We start from the raw sequence: 12384 nt of genomic DNA, 5'->3' as shown, positions 1-12384 counted from the left end.
GGGGCCCGGTCCCCTCCCTCGTCGCCCTCCGCCGCACAAGGAGAACCGCACCATGTTCGAGTCCGTCCGCGAGGACCTGCGCTCCACCCTCGACGAGATCCGCGCCGCCGGCCTGCACAAGCCCGAGCGCGTCATCGGCACCCCGCAGAACGCGGCCGTCGCCGTCACCTCGGGCGGCGCCGCCGGCGAGGTGCTCAACTTCTGCGCCAACAACTACCTGGGGCTGGCCGACCACCCCGAGGTCGTCGCCGCCGCGAAGGAAGCCCTGGACCGCTGGGGCTACGGAATGGCCTCCGTCCGCTTCATCTGCGGCACCCAGGAGGTGCACAAGGAGCTGGAGGCGCGGCTCTCGGCCTTCCTCGGCCAGGAGGACACGATCCTCTACTCCTCCTGCTTCGACGCCAACGGCGGCGTCTTCGAGACCCTGCTCGGCGCCGAGGACGCGGTCATTTCCGACGCCCTCAACCACGCCTCGATCATCGACGGCATCCGCCTCTCCAAGGCCCGCCGCTTCCGCTACGCCAACCGCGACCTCGCCGAGCTCGAAGCCCGCCTGAAGGAGGCCACCGAGGGCGGCGCCCGCCGCAAGCTGATCGTCACCGACGGCGTCTTCTCCATGGACGGCTACGTCGCCCCGCTCGCGGAGATCTGCGACCTGGCCGAGCGCTACGACGCCATGGTCATGGTCGACGACTCGCACGCCGTCGGCTTCGTCGGCCCCGGCGGACGCGGCACCCCCGAGCTGCACGGCGTCATGGACCGCGTCGACATCATCACCGGCACCCTGGGCAAAGCCCTCGGCGGCGCTTCCGGCGGCTATGTCGCGGCCCGCGCCGAGATCGTGGAGCTGCTGCGCCAGCGCTCGCGCCCGTACCTCTTCTCCAACTCCCTCGCCCCGGTCATCGCGGCGGCCTCCCTCAAGGTCCTCGACCTGCTGGAGTCGGCCGGTGACCTGCGCGAACACCTCGCCGCCAACACCGCGCTCTTCCGTACGAAGATGACCGAGGCCGACTTCGAGGTCCTGCCGGGCGACCACGCCATCGCCCCCGTCATGATCGGTGACGCGGCCGAGGCGGCCAGGATGGCGGAGCTGCTCCTGGAGCGCGGCGTGTACGTGATCGGCTTCTCCTACCCGGTGGTGCCGATGGGCGCGGCGCGCATCCGCGTCCAGCTCTCCGCGGCCCACTCGACGGCCGACGTCGAGCGCGCGGTGGCCGCCTTCATCGACGCCCGTGCGGCCCTTGAGACCGCTGGGGCCTGAGGGGTCTGTGCACCCTGAGACAATGGTGGGGTGATCGACCCCCGCCGGCTGCGCATCCTGCGGGCCGTGGCGGACCACCGTACGGTGACCGCCGCGGCCGCAGCCCTGTACCTCACCCCCTCCGCCGTCTCCCAGCAGCTCGCGGCACTGGAGCAGGAGACGGGCCACGCGCTGCTCACCCGCAGCGGTCGGGGCGTACGGCTCACGGCGGCCGGTGAGATCCTGCTCGGCCACGCACACGAGGTGCTCGCGCAGCTGGAGCGGGCGGAGGCGGAACTCGCGGCGTACGCGGGCGGTTCGGCGGGCGAGGTCACCGTCGCCGCCTTCGCGACGGGCATCGCGGAAGTGCTGGCCCCGGCCATCGCCCGGCTCGCGCTGGAACAGCCGGGCATCCGGCTGCGGGTCCGCGACGCGGAGGGTGACCAGAGCCTGCCGCTGCTGCTGGACGGCGAGGCGGACCTCGCGCTGGCCGTCGAGTACCGGGGCGGCCCGGGCGCCGACGACGCGCGGCTGTCCGTCCTCCCGCTGTACGCGGAACCCTTCGACGCGGTCCTGCCCTCGGGGCATCCGCTGGCCGACCTGCCCGCGGTGTCGCTGGCCGACCTGGCCGACTCGGACTGGGTGGGCCAGTACCCCGGCAACCCGTGCCACGACGTGACGCTGCTCGCCTGCGAACTGGCGGGCTTCCAGCCCCGGCTCGTGCACTCCTCGGACGACTTCCGCGCCGTGACGGCGCTGGTGGGCGCGGGGGCCGGAGTGGCCCTCGTCCCGCGCTCGGCCCTGCGCGGTATGGACCTCAAGGAGGTCCAGGTCCGCCCGGTCACCGGGCCGGCCGCCACCCGCCGGGTCTTCGCGGCCACCCGCCGCGGGGCCGAGACCCACCCGCTGATCGCCCCGGTCCTGGCCGCCCTGGTCCGCGAGTCGGAGCGGCTGCCGGCGCACTGAGCACCGCCCGGGTCCGGCCGGCCGGACCCACGCGCAGACGGCCCCGGGCGCCACGGGGCGCGAGCTGTGTGTCTCCGTGCCGCAGCCTGATCTCCCGGGCGGGCGGGGGGCTTTGCGGCGCGTGCTCGCGTCGCGGGACTCGGCGCACGACGCTACGCTTTTGCTGAGAGTGCCGATAGTCCACGGCGGTTCCTGTAAGAGGAGCGGTCACGCGACGGGCGCCCGGGGGCATCCACCCGCTCTGATGATGCGTTTCCTTACCCTCCGCATGTGCGTTGAGGAGGACATCATGGCTCGGGATCACGGTAAGCAGCAGAGGAACATGCCGGGCCCGGAGGCCGACCGGCCCCTGCGTATGGTCCCCGGCGTCGGCGAACACGCGGATGCCGGTGGGGTACTGCGCAAGTACGTCGATCCGGGAGCGACCCTGGCCCGTGCCTCGACGGCGCGAAAGGCCATCGACTCGTTCATGAAGGCGCGCTCGGGAGAGCTGAAGACCGGCTCGATCGATCTGCGCGAGGTGGAATCGACCGAAGGCGCGGCGACGCTGCGCGTGCGCTTCCAGCAGTTCCACAACGATCTCCCGGTGGTGGGCGCCACCGTTCAGGCCGTTGCCGACGTCAAGCAGGCCAGTGTGATCCAGGTCGATCACACCGGGGAGATGGACGTCGCCGATGCTCCCGACCCCGGTGACGCACGTACGGTGGCCGATGTCCTGAAGGCCGCCCTCGCGCCGTTCAAGAAGGACTTCGAAACCGCCGACGTGACCAGGGACGAACTCGTCTACCTGCGGGACACGGACCGGCCCTCCCTGCCGGAGAGCGACTACCCCTCCGCTTCCGTCGCGCTGCTGAAGAAGGGGAGGAAGCCGGACGGTGCACTGCACCTCGTGCACGATCTGGTGGTCGAGACCACCGGCCCCTTCGAACACTTCCGCGTCGTCGTGGACGCCATTGCCGGCACCTTGCTCTGGGTCGAGCTCGTGGGAAAGTACGTGACGGCCACGCTCAAAGTCTTCTCACCCGACCCCGTGACCGAGTCGAACGACAGCACGCTCCACGCCGGGTCCGGCGCGGCGAAGCTGAACGGCTTCCGGCACGACGTCCAGGCCGAGGTCGCACCCTCCGGCGGTGGAAAGTTCAGGCTCGACGGGGAGTGGTTCCGGTGCAACGACTGGGACACCCCGGCCTTCGCCCAACCCGCGGAGACGTCGGCCTCCTTCTCCTACGACACCTACCCCAAGAACCGCGCCTTCCTGAGTGCGAACGCCTACTACTGGCTCGACTCCACCGCGCGCTACCTCCGGACCCTGGGAAACACGACGCTCAATGCCAACATGGTCAAGGTCGACGTCGACCCCCAGGGAGCCAACGGCGCGGACAACAGCGAGTGGCTCGGCTCGACGACACCCCCGCGGATCCGCTTCGGCGAGGGCGGCGCCCCCGATGCCGCCGATTTCGGCGTCATCGTTCATGAATACACCCATGGCGTATTCGACTGGCTCGGTGCCAGCCACGGCGGGTCCGGATCGTACGAGCACAGCATCTGCGACGTGCTTCCCGCCATCTACCGGGACCGGTTCAACCCCGGCCAGCACCGGCGTACCGAGACGTTCCCCTTCGACAACAACGTGAACAACCAGTGGAGCACGGAGCGCACGCTGGACCGCTCCGAGCGGTTCGACGACGCGGGGTTCAGCGGTTACTCCTCCGACCTCCGCAACTCGATGCTGGGCACGGCGCTCTGGCGGTGCTACCTGGGCATGGGGGGCGACTCGTCCGATCCCGCCGTACGGCTCGCAGCCGCCGACGCGATGATCAAGACGATGCTGGAGATGCTGCTCATCGTGCCGGACTCCTCCTCCACGGGCCGTGCGCACGCCGTCAGCATGGCGCAGGGCTGCATCACCGCGGACTCGGCCCTCACCGGCGGCCTCTACAGCAAGGTGATGGACGAGGCCTTCGTGAACCAGGGGCTGTGGGCACGGCGGCCGGTGGACGTGTACATCGCGGACAACCCCGCCGACCTCGGCGCGCAGCCGAGCGGTGCGCTGCACTGGACCTCCCCCGACATCTGGGTCCGCAACAACGGCATCAGCACCGGCGACAACCCCGAACTCGGTCACGAGCCGCCCATCAACGACCAGCCGAACTTCCTCTACGTGCGGGTGCACAACCGGGGGATCCAGGCGGCGGCGAGCGGAGGCTTCCAGGTCGAGGCCTTCCGGTGCGACCCGGGCACGGGGATGATCTGGCCCACGCACTTCGAGTCGCTGGGCACGCTGGTGATCGACGAGCCGATCCCGCCCGGTGGGTCCGTGCGGGTCGGGCCCTTCAGCTGGACCCCGCAGATCGTGGAGCAGGAAGGCCTGGTGGCCGTGGTGCACGGCGCCCCGGACCCCGCCATCACCGCCACGCTCAACGGGCCGGTGCCGCACGACCGGGTCATCAGGTTCGACAACAATGCGGGGCAGCGCAACGTGGTTCCGCAGATGGCCGCGCCGGGCGGCAAGACCAGCACGACGATCGCCCTCCGCGGCGGCCTGACCTCCACCTCCGGCTCCTGGCACCTCGACGCGACGGCACTGCCCGACGACACCAGGATCTCGATCCGCATGCTGAGCCGCATCGTCGGGTCCGCCGAGCTGACCAACCTCAAGGTGACCGAGAAGGGCACCGTCCGCACGACGCTCGAAATGAAGGGCGGCAGCACCGCAGTCGTCGACGGCTTCCGTCTCGAGGCGGACGACCGGGCGGCAGCCGACATCACCATCGATTTCTCCCACCACGCCGACCACCTCCGCCTCTACCCCTTCATCGCCACCCAGTACCAGGACAGCCTGATCGCCGGCCGCATGACCATCCAGATCACCGCGGTCAAGGAACTCGAAGGCTTCTTCTTCGGCAATCCGCGCAGCGGCGAGCTCCACATCTCCACCTGCCCGTACTGGTCGAAACTCGGCGCCGGCAGCAAGGTCCCCTTCCTCCGTGCCGAAGACGCGGTCGCACGCGGATACAACGGCTGCGCCTACTGCCAACCCGCCCTCAACACCAACTGAAGGCGGCCCGTGATGGAACGTGACACACGTGCGGCGCTGCCGCTGGCACCCCCCGAGAAGCGCTACCCGCCCAGCGCCGCCGAGCCCGTGGCACCGGCCGAACGCAAGCGGGCGGCCACGCAGAAGAACGAGTTCGTCACCACGCTGGTCGAGTCGGTCTCGGCGGACGAGCTGATGAACTCCGTCGAGGCACTCGCGGCCTTTCACACGCGTCACACCTTCTCACCCCTCATCGGGCAGGCCGCCGAGGAGATCGTGGGCCGGTTCGAAGCGGCCGGGTACACGGATGTGGTCCGGCGCACGTGGACCAATGCCGGTCACAGCGCCGACAATGTGATCTGCACCAAACCCGGGACGGGTGCCGGTCGGCCCGTCATCATCGTGTGCGCCCACTACGACTGCCGCATGGCGGACCTGAACAACACCACGGCACGTGCTCCGGGAGCCGACGACAACGGCAGCGGTGTGGCCGCGGTGCTCGAGATCGCGCGTCTGCTCGCCCCTGTCGCACTGTCCTCCACCCTCCAGTTCGTGGCCTTCTCCGGCGAGGAACAGGGGCTGTGGGGTGCCACGGAGTACGCCGCGGAGCTCCACGCCACCGACGGCGACGCCTACCGGGTCGTGAACCTGGACATGGTCGGGAGGCCGCCGACGGACGGCTCCGTGACGGTGGAGCGCGACCTGGGGAACGCCGTACCGGACAATGACGCCGCGTCAAAGGCCTTCGCCGCGGTCATGGCGCAGGCCGCCGCGGACCACACCACACTGCCGGTCATGCTCGGCCCCATCTTCGCCAGTGACTACATGCCGTTCGAAGCACAGGGCGACGTGACGATCGGCGCCTACGAGGGGGAGGGGAACCCGCACTACCACGAGACGTCCGATGCTCCGGACACGCTCGACTACGGTTACCTCGCCGACGTCACCAGGATGACCCTGGCGACCTTGCTCGCCGATGCGCTGGGGGCCGTGGAGTAGCGCACCGTGCCTCCGTAGGCGGCGGCCGTGCCGGCCGCCGCCTACGGCCGTCTCTTCCTACGCTCACACCCGCAGTACTTCCACGCCCGCCGTCTCGAACTCCCGGGCGACCGCCGCCGCCAGGCCCGTGTCCGTCACCAGGACGTCCACCGACGAGGTCGCGCAGATACGGGCGAAGGCGCGAACGCCCAGCTTGCTGGAGTCGGCCGCGACGACCACCCGGCGGGCGCGTTCGCACAGCAGGCGGTTGACCGAGGCCTCGTCCTCGTGCCGGGTCGCCGCGCCGTCCTGCGGGTCGAAGCCGTCCACGCCGAGCACCGCCGTGTCCACCGCGAGCTGCCCGAGGACCTGCTCGGCGAGCGGACCGGTCAGTTCGTACGACTGGGGGCGGGCCACCCCGCCGGTCAGTACGATCTTGAACTGCGGCCGGATCACCAGTTCGCCCGCGATGTTGAGGGCGTTGGTGACCACGGTGAGCGCCGGCGAGCCCTGGGCCAGGTCCGGACGCCCGGCGAGGGCCCGCGCCACCTCCGTGGTCGTGGTGCCGCCCGTCAGGCCGATCACCTCTCCCGGGGTGATCAGGGCCACCACCGCCTCGCTGATCCGGTGCTTCTCGGCGGCGCGCCGTGACGTCCGGTAGCGCAGCGGGAGTTCGTACGAGACCCCGTGCAGCACCGCCCCGCCGCGCGTACGGACCAGCAGCTGCTGCTCGGCGAGCTGGTCGAGGTCGCGGCGGATGGTCGCGGCGGACACCCCGAGGGTCTCGGCCGCCGGTTCCACCTCCAGCTCGCCGCGTTCCACCAGCAGATCCAGCAGCGCCTGCCAGCGCTCCTTGCGGGTCATCGGCCGCCCCCTCCCGTGCTCGTCCCGTGGCCGCAGTCGGGCTACCCGGCGACACTAACTCAGCAGATCACCCCGTGGTTGCTTGAAGTTGCGCGAAAGTGCGAGCTACCTTGCAGGAAAACGCAAAGCGTTCCACGCAAAACGCATTCAGACCCGCCTGCCGCACGAGGGAGCCTGTATGAGTCACGTCGCGTACGAGTTGGGCACGCAGCCCGCATGCTGGGAGCGGGCCGTCGAACTGGCCCCGGCCCGGCGGGCGGTGCTCCCGCAGCCGGGGGAGCGTACCGCGATCGTCGGGTGCGGGACCTCGTACTACATGGCCCAGGCGGCCGCCGTGCTGCGCGAGGAGTCCGGACAGGGCGAGACCGACGCCTTCCCCGCCTCCGAGTTCCCGCGCCACCGCCGCTACGACCGGGTCGTCGCCCTGACCCGGTCCGGCACCACCACCGAGGTACTGGACCTGCTGGCCGGGCTGCGGGACGCGGGCGTGCCCACGACCGCGGTCGTCGGCGATCCGGCCACCCCGGTGATGACCGCCGCGGACGAGCTGGTCGTCCTCGACTTCGCCGACGAACAGTCCGTCGTGCAGACCCGGTTCGCGACCACCGCCCTCACCCTGCTGCGCGCCCACGTCGGGCTGCACACCCCCTCCGCGGTCGCCGACGCCCGCACCGCCCTCGTCGAGCCGCTGCCCGCCGACATCGCCGGCCGGGGCCAGTTCACCTTCCTCGGCCGTGGCTGGAGCGTCGGCCTCGCCCACGAGGCCGCGCTGAAGATGCGCGAGGCCTCGCTGTCCTGGGCCGAGTCCTACCCGGCGATGGAGTACCGGCACGGGCCCATCAGCGTCTCCGGGCCCGGCACCGTGACCTGGTCGCTGGACGAGGCCCCCGACGGGCTCGCGGAGCAGGTACGCGCCACCGGCGCCCAGTGGGTGCCCGGTCGGCTCGACCCGCTCGCCGAACTGGTCCGCGTACACCGCCTCGCCCTCGCCGTCGCCGCCCACCAGCAGCTGGATCCGGACGCGCCGCGCAACCTCACGCGCTCGGTGATCCTCACCACCGGCGAGGAGGCGGTCCGATGAGCCTCGTCCGGGCCGGCGACCTGGTCCTGGAGGCGGCCGCGGCCGGCCGGGCCGTCGCCGCCTTCAACATCATCACCCTGGAGCACGCCGAAGCCGTCGTGGCCGGGGCCGAGGCGGCCGGCCTGCCGGTCATCCTCCAACTGAGCGAGAACGCCGTGAAGTTCCGCGGCGGGCAGCTGCTGCCCATCTCCCGGGCCGCCGGCGCGTGCGCGGAGGCCGCCGGGGTCCCCGTCGGCCTGCACCTCGACCACGTCAAGAGCCCCGAACTGCTCCGGATGGCCTGCGACGCCGGATACAGCTCGGTGATGTACGACGCCGCGCAACTCCCGTACGCCGAGAACCTGGAGACCACCCGGTCCGCGGCCGACTGGGCGCACGCCAACGGGCTGTGGATCGAGGCCGAGCTGGGCGAGGTCGGCGGCAAGAACGGCGCCGCGCCGCTCGATCCGCACGCGCCCGGCGCCCGTACCGACCCCGACGAGGCCCGGCGGTTCGTCGCCGACTCCGGGGTCGACGCCCTCGCCGTCGCCATCGGCAGCAGCCATGCCATGACCAGCCGGACCGCGGCCCTGGACCACGTGCTGCTGGCCCGGCTGGCCAAGACCGTGGACGTACCGCTCGTCCTGCACGGCTCCTCGGGGCTGCCGGACGCCGAGCTCGCGGCGGCCGTCGCGGGCGGCATCCGCAAGGTCAACATCGGTACCGCCCTCAATGTGGCGATGACCGAAGCCATCCGTACCCACCTGACCCCGGCGGACCCCCGGCCGTACCTGACGGCGGCCCGTACGGCGATGACGGTGACGGCGACGGCTATGATCGGCGCCCTGAACTGACGGGCGGCGGGGGCGGCGATCATGGACACACAGCGGGGACGTACGAACCGTCGCCGGTTTCTGCTGATCGCCGGCCTCCCGCTGCTGACGGCGGGCGCGGGCATGACGTACCTCCTGTGGCCGGAGCCGCCGCGCCGGGCCGAGGTCCGTACCGACCTGGAGCCGCTGAACCGCCGGCTCGGGCCGTTCCTGGGCGAGCTGACCGACGCGCACTGGCTGGGCTACGACATCGACGACACGCGTGACGACCGGAGCATCCCGGGCCCCGACTCCCGGGTCCGCGTGGTCGGTGTCGCCCACCTGCCCGCCGGCGGGGCGGCCGCGATCACCGGCAAGCCCGACCACGCCTTCGCCGCCGCCGGCGCGCCGTCCGGCCTGCCCGCCGCGCTGAAGCAGCACCTGCCCGCCGCCGCGGCCTGGCAGCACAGCCCCGGGTTCGACGCGTACGCGAACGGCCAGGGCGCCGGCGGCCAGGCCTCGGACGGGATCCCCTCGGGCCGGTACCTGTTCGACACGGCCCGCGACCTCGTCCACTTCGACGTCCTGTACCTCTTCACCTGACATCGGGCTGCCCTCGGACGCCTTGCGCGGGGAGACCGTGACGGCGGCGGGTGTCAGCGCGGTGTGAGGCGGGCCTGGTGGTACTGGATACCGTGCCACCGGGCCTGGTCCGGGCGGGCGCCCCGGTCCAGGGTCCGGGTGCCCTCGGCGAGGGTCAGGGCGCGCTCGGTGGACAGGACGAGGGCGACGAACCAGGTGGTCCGCCCGGGCTCGACGGTCTCGTCGTAGTACCAGTCGGCGGTGACACGGGCCTCCCCGGCGAGGAAGGGGCGCTGCAGGAAGTCCTGTACGGGGAGCGGGAAGTGGCCGAGCACCCCCTGGGCCTCCGGGCCCAGTTCCAGGCGCAGCACCGGAGCGCCCGGCAGACCCGGGGCGGTGGCCCGCCCGTCCGGCGCGGGCCTCCCGTCGAAGGACCGGCTGTGCAGCGAGCCCGGCTCCACCCGGGCGCGCTGCCCGCGGAACTCCGCCACCCCGTCCCGCAGCACCTGGCCGACCCGGCACAGCCCGCGGTCCCCGACCACCAGCGCGGCGGGACGCCCGTCGGAATCCGGCCCGGCCCACCAGGTCAGGCGCCGGCCGGCCTTCTCCAGCAGCCGGGCCCGTACGTCCCCCGGGAGCAGCTCCCAGTAGGCGTGCCGGGCCGGGATCCCGGGGTCGGTGGGGAGGGCGCCCGGCTCGTGGATCTGCGTCACCGCCCGCGTGAACTCGGGGTCCTCGCGGCGCCATGCGTCGATGTCCATATCCGCCCATTGTGCGGCAGGCGGCCGAACTGCACCCGTGTTTCAGGTGAGTTGGGGACGAACCGACGGCTCGGCCGGGCGCTCTCGGATGCCTATGGCGTTCTCAGATGCCTATGGCCCCGTCGATCCGCTCGCGCAGCAGGTCGGCGTGCCCGTTGTGCCGCGCGTACTCCTCGACCATGTGGATCAGCACCCAGCGCAGCGACACCTTCCCGCGCCACGCGTCGACGGCCTCGACGTCCAGATCGGGTGCTTCGGCCACGAAGCTTTCGGCGAAGGCCACTTCGGCGCGCCATGCCTCCCAGGCCGCTTCGACCGCCGCGGGATCGGACCGGGCCCCGTCGAAGTCCCCGTCGGGATCCTCCGCCGAGGAGAACCGGGGCGGTGCGTCCTGGCCCGCCAGGACCTGCCGGAACCAGCGGCGCTCCACATCGGCAAGGTGCCGGACCAGGCCGAGCAGGGAGAGCGTGGACGGTTCCACCGAGCGGCGCGCCAACTCCGCGCCGATCCCCGCGCACTTGAGTTCCAGGGTGGCGCGGTGGTCCGCCAGGAAGGCGACCAGCATCCGCCGCTCGTCACCGGTCGCGGGGCCGCTGAAACGGCCGTCCCGCTCGGGTTCGACGAAGAATTCCGCTCTGCTGCGTGGGCTCGTCATGGTCGCGATTATCAACGCCGGTCCCGAACGGCCGGTACCCGGGTCCTTCCGAATTCTTGTAACAGGTTCTACTCTGACCGCCGCCACCACAGCGACCGGCTGGACCGCGAGACCCCCGGAGGGGCCGTGCACCTCGAATACACGCCTGAGCAGCAGCAGTTGCGCACCGAGCTGCGCGCCTACTTCGCCGAGCTCGTGCCGCAGGACGTCTACGCCCGCTACGAGGACCCGGCCGCCCAGAAGCGCTTCTACCGGGACACCATCCGCCGGCTCGGCGCCGACGGCTGGCTCGGGGTCGGCTGGCCCAAGGAGTACGGCGGCCGCGGGATGACCCCGATGGACCAGTTCATCTTCTTCGACGAGGCCGCGCAGGCCGTCGTACCGCTGCCCCTGATGGCGCTCAACACGGTCGGGCCGACCATCATGCAGTTCGGCACCGACGAGCAGAAGGCGTACTTCCTGCCGAAGATCCTCGCCGGGGAGATCGACTTCGCCATCGGCTACAGCGAGCCCGACGCCGGCACCGACCTCGCCGCGCTCAAGTGCAAGGCCGTGCGCGAGGGCGACGAGGAGACCGGCACCTACGTCGTCGACGGACAGAAGATCTGGACCACCAACGGAGACACGGCCGACTGGGTCTGGCTCGCCGTACGCACCGACCCGGACGCCCCCGCGCACAAGGGCATCACCATGCTCCTGGTCCCGACCTCGGACCCCGGCTACTCCTGCACCCTCATCAACACCCTCGCCTCGCACGACACCACCGCCAGCTACTACGAGAACATCCGCGTTCCGGCGAGCCGCCGCGTCGGCCAGGAGAACAAGGGCTGGCGCCTGATCACCAACCAGCTCAACCACGAACGCGTCACCCTCGCCGCACACGGCACGATGGCCATCCGGGCCCTCCACGACGTCCAGCGCTGGGCCGCCGCGACGAAACTCGCCGACGGCCGACGGGTCATCGACCTCTCCTGGGTCCGCGGCCGCCTCGCGCGCACCCACGCCCGGCTCGACGCGATGAAGCTGCTCAACTGGCAGATGGTGGGCGCGGTCGAGGCCGGCACCCTCACCCCGCAGGACGCGTCCGCGGTCAAGGTGTACGGCTCGGAGGCCCGCCGGGACGCGTACGCCTGGCTGATGGAGATCGTCGGCGCGGCAGGCTCCCTCAAGGACGGCTCGGCGGGCGCGGTCCTGCACGGCGAGCTCGAACGCGGCTACCGCAGCGCCGTGATCTTCACCTTCGGCGGGGGCAACAACGAAATCCAGCGCGAGATCATCTCCTGGATCGGCCTCGGCATGCCGCGCGTACGCCGCTAGGCGGCCCGGCCGAGCCGGCCGGCCTTGTGGGGGGGGGGGGGGGGGGGGGGGGGGGCGGCGCGGGGGGGGGGCGGGGGGGGGGGCGCACGGGGGCGGGGGGCCGGGCGGCGGG

Annotated in this window: 11 protein-coding genes; 8 read left to right on the top strand and 3 right to left on the bottom strand. The window is 71.8% G+C overall.

From position 1 onward, the window contains the following. Positions 1-52 precede the first annotated feature (52 nt). From ACFY04_RS18260 to ACFY04_RS18245, 4 genes are all read left to right on the top strand, one after another. Complete coding sequence (locus ACFY04_RS18260) at positions 53-1261, top strand: glycine C-acetyltransferase (protein WP_389117833.1); 1209 nt, start codon at positions 53-55, stop codon at positions 1259-1261. A gap of 30 nt (positions 1262-1291) precedes the next feature. Beyond that, positions 1292-2206 carry a LysR substrate-binding domain-containing protein gene (locus ACFY04_RS18255; protein ID WP_314241728.1) on the top strand — a complete coding sequence of 305 codons (915 nt, stop codon included), beginning with the start codon at positions 1292-1294 and terminating at the stop codon, positions 2204-2206. 289 nt (positions 2207-2495) lie between these two features. Beyond that, the gene (locus ACFY04_RS18250) at positions 2496-5264 is read left to right on the top strand and encodes a hypothetical protein (protein WP_389117832.1); all 2769 of its coding nucleotides are present in this window, start codon (positions 2496-2498) and stop codon (positions 5262-5264) included. Between the two features lie 12 nt (positions 5265-5276). Further along, a complete protein-coding gene (locus ACFY04_RS18245; RefSeq protein WP_389117830.1) occupies positions 5277-6242 on the top strand; it encodes a M28 family metallopeptidase in 966 nt (321 codons plus the stop codon). A 63-nt stretch (positions 6243-6305) separates the two neighbouring features. On the opposite strand, the gene ACFY04_RS18240 is transcribed toward ACFY04_RS18245, so the two are convergent. Then, a complete protein-coding gene (locus tag ACFY04_RS18240) occupies positions 6306-7085 on the bottom strand; it encodes a DeoR/GlpR family DNA-binding transcription regulator (RefSeq protein ID WP_389117829.1) in 780 nt (259 codons plus the stop codon). A 178-nt stretch (positions 7086-7263) separates the two neighbouring features. Here ACFY04_RS18240 and ACFY04_RS18235 point away from each other — a divergent pair, with 178 nt between their 5' ends. From ACFY04_RS18235 to ACFY04_RS18225, 3 genes are read left to right on the top strand one after another with little or no spacing between them, the layout of a single operon-like run. Then, the gene (locus tag ACFY04_RS18235) at positions 7264-8166 is read left to right on the top strand and encodes an SIS domain-containing protein (protein ID WP_389117828.1); all 903 of its coding nucleotides are present in this window, start codon (positions 7264-7266) and stop codon (positions 8164-8166) included. Beyond that, positions 8163-8999 carry a class II fructose-bisphosphate aldolase gene (locus ACFY04_RS18230; protein ID WP_389117827.1) on the top strand — a complete coding sequence of 279 codons (837 nt, stop codon included), beginning with the start codon at positions 8163-8165 and terminating at the stop codon, positions 8997-8999. Before ACFY04_RS18235 ends, ACFY04_RS18230 begins: the two co-directional genes overlap by 4 nt. A 21-nt stretch (positions 9000-9020) precedes the next feature. Then, positions 9021-9560, top strand: coding sequence for a hypothetical protein (locus ACFY04_RS18225; protein WP_389117826.1), 540 nt, complete (start codon positions 9021-9023; stop codon positions 9558-9560). Between the two features lie 53 nt (positions 9561-9613). Here ACFY04_RS18225 and ACFY04_RS18220 read toward each other — a convergent pair whose 3' ends face one another. Next, positions 9614-10300, bottom strand: a complete 687-nt coding sequence (locus ACFY04_RS18220; protein ID WP_389117824.1) for a hypothetical protein — start codon at positions 10298-10300, stop codon at positions 9614-9616. A 103-nt stretch (positions 10301-10403) separates the two neighbouring features. Next, the gene (locus ACFY04_RS18215; RefSeq protein ID WP_389117823.1) at positions 10404-10955 is read right to left on the bottom strand and encodes a DinB family protein; all 552 of its coding nucleotides are present in this window, start codon (positions 10953-10955) and stop codon (positions 10404-10406) included. 126 nt (positions 10956-11081) lie between these two features. Between ACFY04_RS18215 and ACFY04_RS18210 the strand changes: the two genes are divergently transcribed. Next, entirely contained in the window at positions 11082-12272 is a 1191-nt protein-coding gene (locus ACFY04_RS18210) for an acyl-CoA dehydrogenase family protein (RefSeq protein ID WP_389117821.1), read from the top strand. Positions 12273-12384 lie beyond the last annotated feature (112 nt).

This window comes from Streptomyces sp. NPDC001549 (assembly GCF_042894025.1).
GTDB lineage: Bacteria > Actinomycetota > Actinomycetes > Streptomycetales > Streptomycetaceae > Streptomyces > Streptomyces kutzneri.
This window is presented reverse-complemented; position numbering and strand designations above follow the sequence as displayed.

Coding starts and splice junctions, on each gene's coding strand:
- ACFY04_RS18225 (WP_389117826.1), top strand. CDS start 9,021: ATGGACACACAGCGGGGACGTACGAACCGTCGCCGGTTTCTGCTGATC.
- ACFY04_RS18250 (WP_389117832.1), top strand. CDS start 2,496: ATGGCTCGGGATCACGGTAAGCAGCAGAGGAACATGCCGGGCCCGGAG.
- ACFY04_RS18240 (WP_389117829.1), bottom strand. CDS start 7,085: ATGACCCGCAAGGAGCGCTGGCAGGCGCTGCTGGATCTGCTGGTGGAA.
- ACFY04_RS18215 (WP_389117823.1), bottom strand. CDS start 10,955: ATGACGAGCCCACGCAGCAGAGCGGAATTCTTCGTCGAACCCGAGCGG.
- ACFY04_RS18230 (WP_389117827.1), top strand. CDS start 8,163: ATGAGCCTCGTCCGGGCCGGCGACCTGGTCCTGGAGGCGGCCGCGGCC.
- ACFY04_RS18245 (WP_389117830.1), top strand. CDS start 5,277: ATGGAACGTGACACACGTGCGGCGCTGCCGCTGGCACCCCCCGAGAAG.
- ACFY04_RS18260 (WP_389117833.1), top strand. CDS start 53: ATGTTCGAGTCCGTCCGCGAGGACCTGCGCTCCACCCTCGACGAGATC.
- ACFY04_RS18220 (WP_389117824.1), bottom strand. CDS start 10,300: ATGGACATCGACGCATGGCGCCGCGAGGACCCCGAGTTCACGCGGGCG.
- ACFY04_RS18235 (WP_389117828.1), top strand. CDS start 7,264: ATGAGTCACGTCGCGTACGAGTTGGGCACGCAGCCCGCATGCTGGGAG.